17 protein-coding genes are annotated in these 15,145 nt (G+C 63.7%); 11 read left to right on the top strand and 6 right to left on the bottom strand.

Features of this window, described 5'->3' with window-relative positions:
* Window positions 1–18: 18 nt before the first annotated feature.
* The 5 genes from ACP7DW_RS01610 to ACP7DW_RS01630 are packed head-to-tail and all read right to left on the bottom strand — an operon-like array spanning window position 19 to window position 3,086.
* A complete protein-coding gene (locus ACP7DW_RS01610; RefSeq protein ID WP_426053678.1) occupies window positions 19–522 on the bottom strand; it encodes a hypothetical protein in 504 nt (167 codons plus the stop codon).
* Window positions 523–535: 13 nt separating this feature from the next.
* The gene (locus ACP7DW_RS01615; RefSeq protein ID WP_426053677.1) at window positions 536–1,045 is read right to left on the bottom strand and encodes a hypothetical protein; all 510 of its coding nucleotides are present in this window, start codon (window positions 1,043–1,045) and stop codon (window positions 536–538) included.
* Window positions 1,046–1,052: 7 nt separating this feature from the next.
* Window positions 1,053–1,508 carry a hypothetical protein gene (locus ACP7DW_RS01620; RefSeq protein ID WP_426085143.1) on the bottom strand — a complete coding sequence of 152 codons (456 nt, stop codon included), beginning with the start codon at window positions 1,506–1,508 and terminating at the stop codon, window positions 1,053–1,055.
* Between the two features lie 47 nt (window positions 1,509–1,555).
* Window positions 1,556–2,101, bottom strand: coding sequence for a hypothetical protein (locus ACP7DW_RS01625; protein ID WP_426085144.1), 546 nt, complete (start codon window positions 2,099–2,101; stop codon window positions 1,556–1,558).
* Window positions 2,019–3,086 carry a hypothetical protein gene (locus tag ACP7DW_RS01630; protein WP_426053674.1) on the bottom strand — a complete coding sequence of 356 codons (1,068 nt, stop codon included), beginning with the start codon at window positions 3,084–3,086 and terminating at the stop codon, window positions 2,019–2,021. The genes ACP7DW_RS01625 and ACP7DW_RS01630 overlap by 83 nt, the downstream gene beginning before the upstream one ends.
* Window positions 3,087–3,217: 131 nt before the next feature.
* Here ACP7DW_RS01630 and ACP7DW_RS01635 point away from each other — a divergent pair, with 131 nt between their 5' ends.
* The 9 genes from ACP7DW_RS01635 to ACP7DW_RS01675 all read left to right on the top strand — a co-directional run bounded on the left by ACP7DW_RS01635 (window position 3,218) and on the right by ACP7DW_RS01675 (window position 14,501).
* The gene (locus ACP7DW_RS01635) at window positions 3,218–3,832 is read left to right on the top strand and encodes a GNAT family N-acetyltransferase (RefSeq protein WP_426053673.1); all 615 of its coding nucleotides are present in this window, start codon (window positions 3,218–3,220) and stop codon (window positions 3,830–3,832) included.
* A 66-nt stretch (window positions 3,833–3,898) separates the two neighbouring features.
* Window positions 3,899–5,572: an amidohydrolase gene (locus ACP7DW_RS01640; RefSeq protein WP_426053672.1), complete on the top strand. Its 1,674-nt coding sequence runs from the start codon at window positions 3,899–3,901 to the stop codon at window positions 5,570–5,572.
* 138 nt (window positions 5,573–5,710) lie between these two features.
* A complete protein-coding gene (hutU, locus tag ACP7DW_RS01645; RefSeq protein WP_426053671.1) occupies window positions 5,711–7,414 on the top strand; it encodes a urocanate hydratase in 1,704 nt (567 codons plus the stop codon).
* Window positions 7,415–7,433: 19 nt separating this feature from the next.
* Window positions 7,434–8,993: a histidine ammonia-lyase gene (hutH, locus tag ACP7DW_RS01650; protein ID WP_426053670.1), complete on the top strand. Its 1,560-nt coding sequence runs from the start codon at window positions 7,434–7,436 to the stop codon at window positions 8,991–8,993.
* Window positions 8,994–9,013: 20 nt separating this feature from the next.
* Window positions 9,014–9,802: an N-formylglutamate deformylase gene (gene hutG, locus ACP7DW_RS01655; protein ID WP_426053669.1), complete on the top strand. Its 789-nt coding sequence runs from the start codon at window positions 9,014–9,016 to the stop codon at window positions 9,800–9,802.
* On the top strand, window positions 9,799–11,175 hold the full coding sequence (locus ACP7DW_RS01660) for a formimidoylglutamate deiminase (protein WP_426053668.1): 1,377 nt from the start codon (window positions 9,799–9,801) through the stop codon (window positions 11,173–11,175). Before hutG ends, ACP7DW_RS01660 begins: the two co-directional genes overlap by 4 nt.
* Complete coding sequence (locus ACP7DW_RS01665) at window positions 11,175–11,750, top strand: HutD/Ves family protein (protein WP_426053667.1); 576 nt, start codon at window positions 11,175–11,177, stop codon at window positions 11,748–11,750. The genes ACP7DW_RS01660 and ACP7DW_RS01665 overlap by 1 nt, the downstream gene beginning before the upstream one ends.
* 12 nt (window positions 11,751–11,762) lie before the next feature.
* Complete coding sequence (gene hutI / locus ACP7DW_RS01670; protein ID WP_426053666.1) at window positions 11,763–12,989, top strand: imidazolonepropionase; 1,227 nt, start codon at window positions 11,763–11,765, stop codon at window positions 12,987–12,989.
* Between the two features lie 45 nt (window positions 12,990–13,034).
* Window positions 13,035–14,501 carry a glycine betaine ABC transporter substrate-binding protein gene (locus ACP7DW_RS01675; RefSeq protein ID WP_426053923.1) on the top strand — a complete coding sequence of 489 codons (1,467 nt, stop codon included), beginning with the start codon at window positions 13,035–13,037 and terminating at the stop codon, window positions 14,499–14,501.
* A gap of 11 nt (window positions 14,502–14,512) precedes the next feature.
* On the opposite strand, the gene ACP7DW_RS01680 is transcribed toward ACP7DW_RS01675, so the two are convergent.
* Entirely contained in the window at window positions 14,513–14,692 is a 180-nt protein-coding gene (locus ACP7DW_RS01680) for a hypothetical protein (protein ID WP_034746290.1), read from the bottom strand.
* 14 nt (window positions 14,693–14,706) lie between these two features.
* Between ACP7DW_RS01680 and ACP7DW_RS01685 the strand changes: the two genes are divergently transcribed.
* Entirely contained in the window at window positions 14,707–14,895 is a 189-nt protein-coding gene (locus ACP7DW_RS01685) for a hypothetical protein (RefSeq protein WP_426053665.1), read from the top strand.
* Between the two features lie 28 nt (window positions 14,896–14,923).
* The gene (locus tag ACP7DW_RS01690; protein ID WP_426053664.1) at window positions 14,924–15,061 is read left to right on the top strand and encodes a hypothetical protein; all 138 of its coding nucleotides are present in this window, start codon (window positions 14,924–14,926) and stop codon (window positions 15,059–15,061) included.
* The last annotated feature ends 84 nt before the right edge of the window (window positions 15,062–15,145 follow it).

Consider the following 15,145-nt stretch of genomic DNA (forward strand, 5'->3'; position numbering starts at 1 on the left):
TACCTGATGCTGCATGCCTTATCGCGACTGTTCTTCGGGAGCACAGGTATTCTTGCCGTTTGTCAGTTGAACGACGTGAAATCCGCCGGAAGGCGCCATGAGCAGGCAAAAATCTGCCGAGTAGCGCGAAGTCGGATCGGACGCGGATGGCGGCCTTCCCAGGAAGGATACGCCATACACTTTTCCCGCAATCAACGGCGCGGCATCGCTGCTCTCGGCCCCTTCGGGAGCCTTGCCGTAGCGCACGCATCCCCTGCTTGGCAGCCGATAGCTGGGGTCGCCAAACGAGGCATTGGGAAACGTGACCGTCCATACGTCTTTCCAGCCATTCGGTCCAGGTGTGCTGATCGTCAGCATCTTCAGGCTGACAGGCCCCCTTGAGCGCTCCTCTTCAGTGGCAATCTGGAAGCAGGGAAGGCCTGCCTCAGTCATGACGGCGGCGCGGCCCATGCGCGACCACGCCGAGGCATCGATAGTCGTCAGCGTGGCAAGCAGGAATAACAGTGTGTGACGATATGGCATGGCGAACCTCGCACTATCTGATGAGCGAATGTTCCGGGCAACTATCCTGTTTCCACGCTGGCGTGTCGCTGCCAATGGCGATGATTTGTCGTTCACCAGTGGCCGTGGCTACTATGCAAAATTTTCCCATGTAGCCATAAGTGGGGTCTGCAGGATCATTTGGTCTTCCATTGAGGAAAATGCTGTAGACCCGCCCTGTTTGCAGTGCAGGGGCGGGCATGCCGTTCGCTCCCTGAGGAAGATCAGCATACCGAAGGCAGCTTTTTGACGAGAGCGGTACTTTTTTTCCACCAGTCATATAAAAACTCCACACACCAACGGCGGGCTTTTCTGACAGGTCTGAAATGCTGAGTGCTCCCAGGAGTGGCTGGCCGTTACGCTTTTCTTCCTTTTGTGAGATTGTGAAGCAGGGCGTGCCATTCACTGAACTGATTTCAGCATCGGCGATGCGTGATGTTGCACGGGCATGCAGGCCGAGGGACATGAGCAGTATGAACAGGGCATTCTGCAGCAAGGACATCATGTTTTTCCTATTTCTGAACGGGACAGATTTCATCTATCCAGGCTTGGCTATCGCTGTCGATGCGAAGAATCTTGCGCTCCCCGGAGATGTCGGTGAATAAGCAAAACTTGCCCACGTAACCGCGAGTAGGGTCCGATGGATCGGCTGGCCTACCGTTCAGGAAGACGTCATACATGCGTCCTGTTTTCAGCGGCGGGGCTTTGGGTGGCTTGACCTCTGCTGTTGCTGGTGCAACTCCATACAGAAGGCAGGACCTGGCATGCACAGGAATAGTGGCTGCGCCCGGTAAAAGAAAAGACCATACTTTGACTGCTGGCTTGACGGATACATCTGTCAGTACGATCGCACTAATCTGCGGAACCCCGTTGCGCGCTTCTTCTTTTTGCGAAATGGTGAAACAGGGAGTGCCATTTTTTAGCTGTACTTCCGCGTATGCCATGCGGGAGGTGGCCGAGGCACTCATGCAGGTCAGCAAGGCGAGTACCGATAGGCTCTTGTGGCAGACGGGCATTATTGGCCCTTTTGTGCTTGGATGTTTGCTGGACAAACTTCATCGATCCAGGCCCGCATATCGCGCTTGATGGGAATGACCTGTTGGCCGCTGTTGGCTGTCGTGATGAGACAGAATTTCCCTTTGTAGCCGTAGGTCGAGTCAGATGGGTCATCCGGCCTGCCATTCAAAAAGACGCTGTACATCCTGTCTGTTTTCAGCATCGTCACGGCAGTCGATTCGGCTCCTGCCGGTACTTGGCCATACAAATAGCAGGTTTTTGCATGCATGGGGAGGGTCGTCGCTCCAGGGAGAATGAAGGACCAGACTTCGACAGGCGGCTTTATGGAGATATCGTAAACCATGAGTGCGCCCAGCATTGGCGTTCCATTGCGGCGTTCTTCTTTTTTTGAAATGGTAAAGCATGGTATGCCTTTGAATGAGCTAATCTCGGCTTCGGCCATGCGGGACATCGGGTACGCATCACGGTATGTCAAACAGAGGCTCATGATCAATGTCATTTCCAGGAAGATTGGTCTTGCTTTTTCTATTTTTAATAAATTCATTGATCACCTCTTCGTAGAGAGTCAGGGAGTTTCGGTATTCTTTTTGATTCATGGCTTTTGGTGTTTTCAAATACTTTAGTCCGAAATAATCTGCCAGTAAGTTGCCCTGCGCCTCCATGTTGAAGTCAGATAGTTTTTTTCCTCGCTTTAAAGAACACGTGTAACTCAATCCGAAACGGATAGCCCCACGCAATGCAACCGGATAGCCCAATTGATACTGCCAGACATGGACCATTTCATGAATGAACCAATGACGCTCGGTGTTATCTGCACTGGAAAAATCGTCCAGAAATCTCGACTCATGAAAGTACATTTCCCCATTGGGTGTCATGGCAGTGTTTTTTGGTTGGAACAGCCATAGATAAGGCCTCTTGTGAATTTTGACTTTGCTATAGTCGACGGCATCCTCGAAAATCATCCATGCCATGTCTATTTCACCCTGGGTGAGTGGGCGAGCCATGCTATCGATTTTTACCTGTTTTACTGATGTATCGATATCCTTGTCCGTCGTTTTTACGTCTTGTAGTTCCAGTATGATCGCCGTCGGCGCCAATGGAGCAGGTGCGGCGGAGCAGCAAGGAAGACTATCTTCTTGCGGGAAAAATTCCACCGTCGTGATTTGCGCTTCCTGCTTGCTGGCGACGCGCCCCGTGCGTCCCCTGGCATCCGTCGTCCCCGTCCACGTTTCGCCATTGCTCAAGGTGATGCGATAGTCGGCGTGCGCCAGCGGCATCTTGTTTTGCGAGACGAATTCCAGCTGCTCGTCGTAGCCGCAGCACCAGCATTCGTCGGGCTGGCCGGCCAGGCGGTGCAGTTCGCAGCCACTTTTTGCATCGCGCAGGGCCGCACCACGTACCGGCTGGCCGTCGGCGCTGAAGGTGACGATCATGCTGTCGAAGTGCGCGCCCAGGCTGCTCTTCTGGTGCGCCACGAGCTTGAAGAACACGTCGCACGCGGTGGTGCTGATGACATGGTGCCTGGCCATGGGGACTCCGCGATAAAACGCCAGCGTAGGCCAGCAGCGGCGGGGAGGTATTGACTGGGCGCAAGGCCTGCGCGCTTGCGCTAAGATGCCGGGCGTCGCAATGAAAAGATACAATGAACAGAAAGAGAACCATGTCCAGCCCATCCCACACCGAAGCCTCCCGCACCGCCCGCAGCCTGGCCGCCGCCCTGGCCGGCGATCCGTTCTACCGCACCGTCACGGTGGCGTGCGGCGAGGAGGAAGCGGCGCGGCTGGCCATGCTGGAGGCGTACTTCGCGCTGGCGCTGGCCGAGGGCGAGCAGGCGGGCCGCGTCGACCTGGCCGATGCGGCGGGCCATGGCGCCGCCATCTGGACGACGGATACGCCGGCGGCCCTGCGCCAGGCCGCGTATGCGCAGCGCGAAGCTGCCTTGCGCACGCTGCTGGGGGAGCGCGGCTTTGCGCATTTCACGGCCATCGTCGCGAACATGGAGCACGCACTGGCGCCGCATGGTCTGCAAGACGCGTGGTATTTGTCGATCGCCGGCATCGCTCCCGCCGCGCAAGGGCAGGGGCTGGGCGCGTCCGTGCTGGCGCCGGGACTGGCGGCCGTCGATGCGGCGCGTGCCGCATGCTTCCTGGAGACGTACAACGAGCGCAGCCTGCCGTTTTATGCCCGCCTGGGCTTCGTGGCGGCGGGACGCTACGCGGAAGCCGTGACGGGCAGCGACTACTGGCTGATGGTACGACCACCTTCCGCTGCCTGATTGACCATTTTGCCAATTTCTATACACTCGTCTTTTTGCCAACGACTAAAAGACCTGGAGATGGAAATGCCGACCCTGCACTTGCCCCGCACCCTGCTCGTTCTCGCCTGCCTGGGCACTTTCGCCCACGCGCATGCCGATACCGTCATCGACAATGCCAACGGCTACACGCTCAATGCTGCCGGCAAGGTGGTGCGCTTCACGGCGCTGGCCTTTGACGACGCGGGCAAGCTGCTCGCCGTCGGCAGCGCCGCGCAGGTGAAGCGCAAGGCGGCCGAGGGCGCCACGCACGTCGACGTGCAGGGCAAGACCGTGCTGCCTGGCCTGATCGACGCGCATGGCCACGTGTTCGGCCTGGGGACGATCGCCAGCGGCGTGATGCTGTACGGTTCGTCGTCGCTGCCGGCCGCCGTGCAGGCCGTGGGCGACTTCGCGCGTGCGCATCCCGAGCGCAGCTGGATCGTCGGCAATGGCTGGAACCAGGAAATCTGGAAACTGGGCCGCTTTCCCACGGCGGCGGAACTCGATGCGGCGGAAAGCGCGCGGCCCGTGTGGCTGCGCCGGGTCGATGGTCACGCGGGCTGGGCCAACAGCCGCGCGCTGGCGCTGGCGGGCATCACGCGCGCCACGCCAGATCCGGCCAGCGGCAAGATCGTCCGCGATGCGGACGGCAATGCCACCGGCGTGCTGGTCGACAATGCCATGGACTTGATGGACGCCGTGCTGCCCAAGCCGGGCGACGTGGAAAACCGCGCCGCCCTCGATGGCGCGCTGTCGCAGCTGTCGCAGGCGGGGCTGACCAGCGTGCACGATGCGGGCATCGGCCAGATGCAGGACCGCCTGTTCCGCGATTACGCGGATCACGGCAAGCTGACGGTGCGCGTGTACGGCATGATTGCCGACACCACGGACGACTTCGACGCGCTGTCAAAAAACGGCCCTTTAACTAGCTATGCGCGCGACATGTACGCCTTGCGGGCCGTGAAATTGCTGTCCGACGGCGCCCTGGGCAGTCGCGGCGCGGCCCTGCTGGCGCCGTACAGCGACGATCCTTCCACCCGCGGCCTGCTGTTCTTCAAAGATGACGCCATGCGCGCGAAGATGGCAAAAGCCATGCGCGCCGGCTACCAGGTGAATGTGCACGCCATCGGCGACGCGGGCAACCATCAGATCCTCGACGGCTATGCAGCCTTGATCGCGCAGTATCGCGGCGCGGGCCTGCGCCACCGCATGGAGCACGCGCAGGTGGTGCAATTATCCGACATCCCCCGTTTCAAGACCTTGGGCATCGTGCCGTCGATGCAGCCCACGCACGCCACGTCCGACCAGAACATGGCGGAGCAGCGCGTGGGCCACGAGCGCATCAAGGGCGCGTATGCGTGGCGCACCTTCCTTGCGCAAGGTTCGCGCATCGCCTGCGGTTCCGACTTCCCCATCGAATCGCCGAACCCGTTCGAAGGCATCCACGCGGCCGTCACGCGGCAAAACAGCGACGGCTTCCCGGCCGGCGGCTGGTATCCGCAGCAAGCCATGACGGTCACCGAAGCGCTGCGCTGCTTCACCCTCGACGCGGCTTGGGCGGCGCACCAGGAAAAGGTCATCGGCACCCTGGAAGCGGGCAAATGGGCGGACTTCATCGTCGTCGACCAGGACCTGTTCAAGGTGGCGCCGACGGCGATTGGCAAGACGCAGGTGCTGCAGACGTGGGTGGCGGGCCAGCGCGTATTCGAGAAAAAATAAAGGCTGGGGTCAGACCCGCCGGGTCTGACCCCAAAGAAAACCTGTTGACTTGGTTGTATAGACAACCTATGCTGGGAGTACCAGAGCGGGCCAGGTATCGGGCCAGATACGCCCGCTCGCACCCTACGAGGAGACAGCATGAACAGCACAATGGACACCGATCCACGCTTTGATGCCAGCCGTACCATCCGCGCGCCGCGCGGCACGGTCATGGCTTGCAAGAGTTGGCAGGCCGAGGCGGCCTACCGCATGTTGCAAAATAATCTGGACCCGGAAGTGGCGGAAAATCCGCAGCATTTGGTCGTCTACGGCGGCATCGGCCGCGCCGCCCGCAACTGGGCCTGCTTCGACCAGATCCTCGCCTCCTTGCGCGAGCTGGAAGACGACCAGACCTTGCTGATCCAGTCCGGCAAGCCGGTGGGCGTGTTCCAGACCCACGCGGACGCGCCGCGCGTATTGATCGCCAATTCCAACCTGGTGCCGAAATGGGCGAACTGGGAACACTTCAACGAACTCGATCGCCAGGGCCTGTTCATGTACGGCCAGATGACGGCCGGCAGCTGGATTTATATCGGCACGCAGGGCATCGTGCAGGGCACGTATGAAACCTTCGCCGAGGCGGGCCGCCAGCATTTCGGTGGCGACTGGGGCGGGCGCTGGATTTTGACGGCGGGCCTGGGCGGCATGGGCGGCGCGCAGCCGCTGGCCGCCACCATGGCGGGCGCCGTGTCGCTCAATATCGAATGCCAGCAAAGCAGCATCGACTTCCGCCTGCGCACGCGCTACCTCGACAAGCAGGCGGCCAGCCTGGACGAAGCTTTGGAACTGGTCAAATACCATACCGAACGCAAGGAAGCCATTTCCATCGGCCTCCTGGGTAACGCGGCCGAAGTGCTGCCGGAACTGGTGCGCCGCGCCAAGGCGGGCGGCCTGCTGCCCGACCTGGTGACGGACCAGACCTCCGCGCACGACCTGGTCAACGGCTATCTGCCGCGCGGCTGGAGCGTGTCGGACTGGAAGGCGGCGCAGCAAGACCCGCAGCGCCATGCGCGCCTGACGGTGGCCGCCGCCGATTCCTGCGCCGCCCACGTGCAAGCCATGCTCGATTTCCACGCCATGGGCGTGCACACTGTCGATTACGGCAACAACATCCGCCAGGTGGCGTTCGACCAGGGCGTGCAAAATGCCTTCGACTTCCCCGGTTTCGTGCCCGCCTACATCCGCCCGCAATTTTGCGAAGGACGGGGGCCGTTCCGCTGGGTGGCCCTGTCGGGCGACCCGGAAGACATCTATAAAACGGATGCGAAGATCAAGGAACTGTTCCCGCATCATACGCAGGTGCACCACTGGCTGGACATGGCGCGCGAGCGCATCGCCTTCCAGGGCCTGCCGGCACGCATCTGCTGGCTGGGACTGGGCGAGCGCCACATCGCCGGCCTGGCCTTCAACGAGATGGTGCGCACGGGTGAACTGAAGGCGCCCATCGTCATCGGCCGCGACCACCTCGACACGGGGTCCGTCGCCAGCCCGAACCGCGAGACGGAAAGCATGAAGGACGGCACCGACGCCGTTTCCGACTGGCCGCTGCTGAACGCCATGCTGAACACGGCCGGTGGCGCCACCTGGGTCTCGCTGCACCATGGCGGCGGCGTGGGAATGGGGTATTCTCAGCATGCGGGCATGGTCATCGTGGCCGACGGCACGGACAGCGCGGCGAAACGCCTGGCCAGGGTGCTGGTCAACGACAGCGGTTCGGGCGTGATGCGCCATGCCGATGCCGGCTACGAAACAGCGGCCGCCTGCGCCAAGCGCAACGGCCTGATTCTTCCCATGCTTCCTTGAGACCTTGATGCGAATGACTATGACACAGCATGCCAAAAGTTGGACCCTGAAACCGGGCGCGATGACCCTGGCCGACCTGCGCGCCGTCTGGGCCGCACCCGCGAAACTGATTCTCGCCGCCGAGGCCTATCCCGTCATCGAGGCGTCGGCCGCCGCCGTGCAAGCCATCGTCGCCAAGGGCGATGCGGCCTACGGCATCAACACGGGCTTCGGCCTGCTGGCCAAGACGCGCATTCCCGATGAAAAGCTGGAGCAATTGCAGCGCAATCTGATCCTGTCGCATTCCGTCGGCACGGGAGAACTGCTGTCGGACGCCGTCGTGCGCCTGATCATGCTGATGAAGATCGGCAGCCTGGCGCGCGGCTATTCCGGCGTGCGCCCGCTGATCGTCGACACCCTGATCGCCCTGTACAACGCGGGCATCATGCCGGCCATCCCCGCCAAGGGTTCCGTCGGCGCCTCGGGCGACCTGGCGCCGCTGTCGCACATGACCCTGGCCATGCTGGGCGTTGGCGACGTGCGCGTCAACGGCGAATTGATGCCGGCCCCCGAGGCGCTGGCGCAGGCGGGCATCGCCCCCGTGGTATTGGCGGCGAAAGAGGGCCTGGCGCTGATCAACGGCACGCAGGTGTCGAACGCGCTGACGCTGCATGGCCTGTTCATGGCCGAGCGCCTGCTGGAAGCGGCCATGGTCACGGGCGCGCTGTCGCTCGATGCGGCCAAGGGCAGCGACGCGCCATTCGACGCGCGCGTGCACGCCGTGCGCGGACAGCCGGGGCAAATCCTGGCGGCGCAGATGTACCGCCAGCTGGTGGCCAACAGCGCGATTCGCGCTTCGCACCTGGAAGGCGACGAGCGCGTGCAAGACCCGTACAGCCTGCGCTGCCAGCCGCAAGTCATGGGCGCCTGCCTCGATTTGATCGGCAACGTCGGCCGCACCCTGCTGATCGAAGCCAATGCCGTCACGGACAATCCGCTGATCTTCCAGGACGGTCCGAACGGCCAGGCGGAAATCGTCTCGGGCGGCAATTTTCATGCGGAACCGGTCGCCTTTGCGGCCGACACGCTGGCGCTGGCGATCGCCGAAATCGGCGCGCTGGCCGAGCGCCGCATCGCGCTGCTGATCGACGCCACGCTTTCCGGCTTGCCACCGTTCCTGGTGCGCGACCCGGGCGTCAATTCCGGCTTCATGATCGCCCACGTGACGGCCGCCGCGCTGGCATCGGAAAACAAGTCGCTCGCACATCCGGCCAGCGTCGACAGCCTGCCGACGTCCGCCAACCAGGAAGACCATGTGAGCATGGCCACGTTCGCCGGGCGCCGCCTGGACGACATGGCGCACAACACGGCCGTCATCGTCGGCATCGAGCTGCTGGCCGCCGCGCAGGGCATCGATTTCCACCGCCCGTTGAAAACCTCGCCGCACCTCGAACATGTCCACCACCAGCTGCGCCAGAAGGTGCCGTTCTTCGACGCCGACCGCTTCTTCGCGCCCGATATCGAGGCGGCCAAGCAGATGGTGCTGCATGGTGAATTGAGCAGCACGTGCAAGAATTTGTTCGCCCCGCTGTACGCGTAAGCGGGCGCAAGGAGACAAGCATGGATTTCCGCTTCAACGAAGGCAGCATCCCGCTGCTCGTGTCGATGCCCCACGTGGGCACCGACATACCCGACGATATCGCCGCGCGCATGACGCCGCAGGCCTTGATCAAGGCCGACACGGACTGGCATCTGCGCGAGCTGTACGGTTTTTTGCAGGAGATGGATGCGTCGGTGCTGTCGGCGCGCTGGTCGCGCTACACGATCGACTTGAACCGCCCGCAGGAGGACACGAATCTGTATCCGGGCCAGGATACGACGGGCTTGCTGCCCAACGATACCTTTCACCGCGAACCGCTGTACCTGGCCGGCCGCGAACCCGATACGGCCGACGTGCGGCGGCGCTTGCAGCGCTACTGGGCGCCGTATCATGCGCAGCTGCGCGCGGAACTGGACCGCCTGCTGCGCGTGCATGGCGCCGTGGTGCTGTGGGATGCCCATTCCATCGCCTCGCACGTGCCGCGCTTCTTTGACGGCAAGCTGCCCGACCTGAATTTCGGCACGGCCGATGGCACCAGCTGCGACGGCGGCCTGACCTCCGCCGTGGTCGATATCGCGCGCGCGCAGGAGCAATTTACCGTGGCCTTGAACGGCCGCTTCAAGGGCGGCCACATCACGCGCCATTACGGCCAGCCGGCCAGCCGCGTGCATGCGATCCAGCTGGAGATGTGCCAGTGCCTGTATATGGATGAGGCGATGCCGTTTGGCTACCGTCCCGACCTGGCGGCCCAGGTGCAGCCGCTGCTGCGCCAGATGATGGACGCGGCCGTGGCGTGGGTGGCGCGTTGAGCGGCTGCTTGTTCGCGCGCCATGCGCTGCTGCCGCAGGGCTGGCGCCGCGACGTGCTGCTGGAATGGGATGCGGCCGGTGATTTGACGGCGGTGACGGATAATGCCGCAGCGCCTGCCGGCGTGGAAGTGGTGGAATATGTCTTGCCCGGCATGGTCAACCTGCATTCGCATGCGTTCCAGCGGGCGCTGGGCGGCATGACGGAAGTCGCCGGCGACGAGGTCAATCATGTAGCGGACAGTTTCTGGACCTGGCGCGAGCTGATGTACCGTTTCGCGCGCCACATTACGCCGGAGCAGATGGAGGCCATCGCCGCGCAGCTGTTCGCCGAATGCCTGCGCCATGGCTACACGGCCGTGTGCGAATTCCATTATCTGCAGCGCGATGCGGCCGGCGCGCTGTATGCGCGCCCCGCCGACACGGCGGAACGGGTGCTGGCCGCGGCGCGCGTCAGCGGCATCGGCCTGACCATGCTGCCCGTGCTGTACAGCCATGCGGGCTTCGGCGCACAACCCCTCAAACCCGAGCAGGCGCGCTTCCGCACCGATGCGGATGATGTCTTGCGCATCATCGAGGCGCTGGCGCCGCAGCGCGGCGGGCAGGTGGAAGTGGGCTTCGCGCCGCATTCGCTGCGCGCCGCCGGCGTGGAACAGATTCGGGAAGTGGCGCAAGCGCTGCCTGCGGATCGCCCCATCCACATTCACATCGCCGAGCAGCAGGGCGAAGTGCGCCAGAGTCTCGATTACAGCGGCCGGCGCCCGGTGCAGTATTTGTACGACCAGGTTGACGTCGATGCGCGCTGGTGCCTCGTGCATGCCACGCATGTGCAGCCCGGCGAGGTGGCGCTGATGGCCGCCAGCGGCGCCGTGGCGGGCCTGTGCCCGACAACGGAGGCGAACCTGGGAGACGGTCTGTTTCCGCTGGCCGAATTCATCGCCGCCGGCGGGCGTTTCGGCGTCGGCAGCGACAGCCATGTGTCGCAGTCGCCTGTGGAGGAATTGCGCTGGCTTGAATATGGCCAGCGCTTGCAGCGCCAGCAGCGCAACGTGGCCGCCACGCCGGATGACCGCCACGTGGGCGACTACCTGTGGCAGGCCGCCTTGCGCGGCGGTGCGCAGGCGTCCGGGCGCAAGCTCGGTGCCCTCGCGCCGGGCTGCCGCGCCGACCTGCTGGTGCTCGATGACGGTCACGTGAACCTGTGCGGCGTGGCCATCGGGAATGTGCTGGGCAGCGTACTTTTCTGCGGCAACGATAACCTGGTGCGCGATGTGCTGTGCGGCGGCCAGTGGCAGGTGCGCGGCGGGCGCCACGTGGCGCAGGACGCCATCGCGGCTTCCTACAAGCGCACCCTGGCGCAACTGAGGGCGCTCTGATGGCGACCTTCATCCCGCAGGAATGCCTGCGTGCCGCGCCATGGAAAAACGGCGGCGGCAGCACGATGGAAATCGCCATTTCGCCAGCGGGCGCCGGCCTGATGGACTTCGACTGGCGTATCAGCCTGGCGACGATCACGGCCAGCGGGCCGTTTTCCAGCTTTCCCGGCATCGACCGCAGCCTGATGCTGGTCGATGGCGACAGCGTGCAACTGACGCTCGATGGCACGCGCAAGGTGACCTTGAGCGCGTCACAACCGATGCTGTGGTTTCCCGGCGAGGCGGCCGTGCTTGCACAGGTCAAGGGCGTCACGACGGATTTCAATGTGATGACGCGGCGCGACCGCTGCCGCCATCAGCTGGAAAAAATCACGGCGCCGGGCAGGCTGGTGCGGCGCAGCGCGGCCACCTTGCTGTTCATCGCCGGCGAGGGTGCCGTGCTGGCGCGCGGTGGCGAGCAGCAGTTCGCGCTGGCCCGCTACGACGCCTTGCTGCTGGACGCCGACGATGCGCAGGAATGGCGTCTCGAAGCGCTGCAGCGCACGGCCGTGTTGTGCGTCGACTTGTTTACCTAGGAGAGAAAAGCCATGCAAGACTGGGATATGGTCATCCACAACGTCCACCTGGCCACCATGGAGCACGGCTATGGCGAGCTGCTGGACGCGGCCATCGCCGTCAAGGATGGCCGCATCGCCTGGTTCGGTCCCGGCGACGAGCTGCCGGCCAGCAGCGCCGTGCTGCTCGATGGCCAGGGCTGCTGGCTGACGCCCGGGCTGATCGACTGCCACACGCACATCGTCCAAGCGGGCAACCGCAGCGACGAATTCGAGGCGCGCCTGAATGGCGCCAGCTATGAAGACATCAGCCGCGCCGGCGGCGGCATCATGTCCACCGTGCGCGCCACGCGCGCGACCAGCGACGACGAGTTGTTGCGGCAAAGCCTGCCCCGCGTGCTGGCGCTGCTGGCCGAGGGCGTGACCACCCTGGAGATCAAGTCCGGCTATGGCCTGACTGCGGACAGCGAAGCGAAGATGCTGCGCGTGGCGCGCAGGATAGGCGAACAGCTGCCCGTCACCGTGCGCACCACCTTCCTCGGCGCGCACGCGCTGCCGCCCGAGTATGCGGGACAGCCCGACGCCTATATCGACCTGCTGTGCGCGCAGATGCTGCCCCGGCTGGCCAGCGAAGGCCTGGTCGACGCCGTCGACGCGTTTTGCGAGCGCATCGGTTTTACAACGGCGCAAACGCAGCGCGTGTTCGACGCTGCGACGGCGCTGGGCCTGCCCGTGAAACTGCATGCGGAGCAGCTGTCCGACCTGGGCGGCGCGGCGCTGGTGGCCAGTTACGGCGGCCTGTCGGCCGACCATCTGGAGTTCTTGTCGGAAGAGGGCATCGCCGCCATGGCGCAGCATGGCACGGTGGCCGTGCTGCTGCCGGGCGCGTATTATTTTTTGCGCGAAGTACAGCAACCTCCTGTCATCGCTTTGCGCGCGGCCGGCGTGCCGATGGCCGTGTCCACCGATTGCAACCCGGGCACCTCGCCGATGACGTCCCTGCTGCTGGCGATGAACATGGCGTGCACCTTGTGGCGCCTGACGCCGCAGGAAGCGCTGGCCGGTGCTACCTGCCATGCGGCGCGCGCGCTGGGCCTGCAGCATGAAACGGGCAGCCTGGTAGTGGGCAAGCGCGCCGATTTCGCCCTGTGGCGCATCGCGCGCCCGGCCGACCTGGCGTATGCGCTGGGCCTGAACCCGTGCGCGGGCGTGGTGCACGGCGGTGTCTGGCGCGCGCCGGTGGTAAGCTTGCCGGATTGATCATCCGTCCTGGAGCGCCGCGTGCGTCTTGCCTGCCTGTTGTTTTTGTTTGTTTTCAGCGCCGCGGCGCCCGCGCACGCCCGGGACGGCGGCACGCTGAAGGTGGGCTCGAAGCGTTTTACGGAATCGTATATTCTCGGTGAAATCGTCAAGCAGAGCGCCGCGCCGCACGTCAAGGCGGAGCACCGCCAGGGACTGGGCAATACGGCCATCGTGCTCGCTGCGCTGCAGGCGGGCAGCATCGACGTGTATGCCGAATACATGGGCACCATCGCCAGCGAAATCCTCAAGCACGACAAGGCCATCGACCTGGCGCAGATGCGGCGCGAGCTGGCGGCGCTGGGGCTGGGCGTGGCCGTGCCGCTGGGCTTTAACAATACGTATGCGCTGGCCATGCGCGGTGATGAAACATCCATCACGAGCCTGGCGCAACTGGCGCAGCACCCGGCCCTGACATTCGGCCTGTCGCATGAATTCATCGGCCGTGTCGATGGCTGGCCGGGCCTGGCCGCGCGCTATGGCTTGCCGCAGCGCCCGCGCGGGCTCGATCACGGCATTGCCTATGAAGCGCTGGCGCAGCGCCAGGTGGACGTGATCGACATCTATTCGACGGACGCGAAGATACGCCAGTACGGCTTGCGCGTGCTGGCCGACACGCGGCATTACTTTCCCCGCTACGACGCCATGCTCCTGTACCGGCTCGACCTGCCGCCGCGCTTTCCCGCCGCCTGGCAAGCCTTGCAAGGGCTGCAGGGGCGCATCAGCGAGGGCGACATGATCGCCATGAATGCGGCCGTGGAAATCGACGGCAAGAGCTTTGCGGACGTGGCGAGGCAATGGCTGGCCTCCGGCACGCAGGTGAGTAAACCGGCCGCTGCGCGCAGCAATCTGCTCGATAAAATCATCGGCGACGATTTGTGGACCCTGACGCGCCAGCACCTGACGCTGGTGCTGCTGTCGGTGGCGCTGGCCTGCCTGATCGGCATTCCGCTGGGCGTGCTGGCGGCGTTTTCGGCACCGCTGCGGCAAACGGTGCTCGCTTTCGTCGGCGTGCTGCAGACGGTGCCCTCCCTGGCCTTGCTGGCGATATTGATTCCCGTGCTGGGCATGATCGGCACCGTGCCAGCCCTGGTGGCGCTATTCGTGTATGCCTTGCTGCCCATCGTGCGCAACACGTGCACGGGCATCTTGCAGGTGCCGCAAGGCTTGCGCATGGCGGCGCTGGCGCTGGGCTTGAACCGGCGCGACCGCCTGCTGCACGTGGACTTGCCGCTGGCCTTGCCGGTGCTGCTGGCGGGCGTGAAAACGGCGGCCGTGATGAGCGTGGGCACGGCCACCATCGCCGCCTTCATCGGCGCGGGCGGTTACGGCGAACGCATCACCATCGGCCTGGCGCTGAATGACAACGACATGCTGCTGGCCGGCGCGATCCCCGCAGCCGTGCTGGCCCTGCTCACGCAAGGCTTGTTCGAGCTGGTGGAACGCTGGGCCGTGGCCGGCCGGCAGCGCTGACGGCATCACGCTTACAGCGAGTGCAGTTTCGAGCGCACCGAGACGACGGCCTGGTGCAGGATGCGTTCGGCCTGGAAGTCGTTCTCGCGCTGTTCGGCGATGGCTTGCAAGTCGCGCGTGTAGCGTTCCAGGCGGGAACGCAGGTAGGCGCGGTAGATTTTCATGACGAGCGGTTTGGCAGAGACATTCATGATGTGGCTCCCGTATGCATGACGATTCGTTCATTGATTCGTTCATTGTGTGTGAGCGCATTGCCGCCATTTTGCGTCGCATCAAACGCCAGCGCGCCGTCACGTTGACGCGTTTGATATTGCGCAATGCCCCACCAGCAGAAGATGCCACACTGAATCTTCCCTGCCTGGCCATCATCGGCCGCAGGCTCTGTTTTCCCTGATACCTACAAAAAACTCAAGGAGCGTCGCATGGTCATTTTTGCCGTGGTTGCTGGCTGCATCGCCTGCCTGACAGTGTACCAAATCTATACAAATGCGCAGGGTGGCAGTGGGGTTGCGCAACAACATATTGGCTTGCACGGCACATTGATTGAACCACGGAAATAATCAGTGTCATTCGGGTGACACTTGGTGAGCGGATTTAAGTCAAATGTAAGGCCCGGTAAGCAAATGTAAAGGTCGACGCGGTGA

Source organism: Janthinobacterium sp. PSRC1-1, from assembly GCF_049897525.1.
Taxonomy (GTDB): domain Bacteria; phylum Pseudomonadota; class Gammaproteobacteria; order Burkholderiales; family Burkholderiaceae_D; genus Janthinobacterium; species Janthinobacterium tructae.

Bases quoted from the DNA above. Each gene is read 5' to 3' on its own strand.
- hutU (WP_426053671.1), top strand. From the start codon at position 5,711: ATGAACAGCACAATGGACACCGATCCACGCTTTGATGCCAGCCGTACC.
- ACP7DW_RS01640 (WP_426053672.1), top strand. From the start codon at position 3,899: ATGCCGACCCTGCACTTGCCCCGCACCCTGCTCGTTCTCGCCTGCCTG.
- ACP7DW_RS01610 (WP_426053678.1), bottom strand. From the start codon at position 522: ATGCCATATCGTCACACACTGTTATTCCTGCTTGCCACGCTGACGACT.
- hutI (WP_426053666.1), top strand. From the start codon at position 11,763: ATGCAAGACTGGGATATGGTCATCCACAACGTCCACCTGGCCACCATG.
- ACP7DW_RS01625 (WP_426085144.1), bottom strand. From the start codon at position 2,101: ATGAATTTATTAAAAATAGAAAAAGCAAGACCAATCTTCCTGGAAATG.
- hutH (WP_426053670.1), top strand. From the start codon at position 7,434: ATGACACAGCATGCCAAAAGTTGGACCCTGAAACCGGGCGCGATGACC.
- ACP7DW_RS01685 (WP_426053665.1), top strand. From the start codon at position 14,707: ATGCATGACGATTCGTTCATTGATTCGTTCATTGTGTGTGAGCGCATT.
- ACP7DW_RS01665 (WP_426053667.1), top strand. From the start codon at position 11,175: ATGGCGACCTTCATCCCGCAGGAATGCCTGCGTGCCGCGCCATGGAAA.
- ACP7DW_RS01615 (WP_426053677.1), bottom strand. From the start codon at position 1,045: ATGATGTCCTTGCTGCAGAATGCCCTGTTCATACTGCTCATGTCCCTC.
- ACP7DW_RS01620 (WP_426085143.1), bottom strand. From the start codon at position 1,508: ATGAGTGCCTCGGCCACCTCCCGCATGGCATACGCGGAAGTACAGCTA.
- hutG (WP_426053669.1), top strand. From the start codon at position 9,014: ATGGATTTCCGCTTCAACGAAGGCAGCATCCCGCTGCTCGTGTCGATG.
- ACP7DW_RS01630 (WP_426053674.1), bottom strand. From the start codon at position 3,086: ATGGCCAGGCACCATGTCATCAGCACCACCGCGTGCGACGTGTTCTTC.
- ACP7DW_RS01680 (WP_034746290.1), bottom strand. From the start codon at position 14,692: ATGAATGTCTCTGCCAAACCGCTCGTCATGAAAATCTACCGCGCCTAC.
- ACP7DW_RS01690 (WP_426053664.1), top strand. From the start codon at position 14,924: ATGGTCATTTTTGCCGTGGTTGCTGGCTGCATCGCCTGCCTGACAGTG.
- ACP7DW_RS01635 (WP_426053673.1), top strand. From the start codon at position 3,218: ATGTCCAGCCCATCCCACACCGAAGCCTCCCGCACCGCCCGCAGCCTG.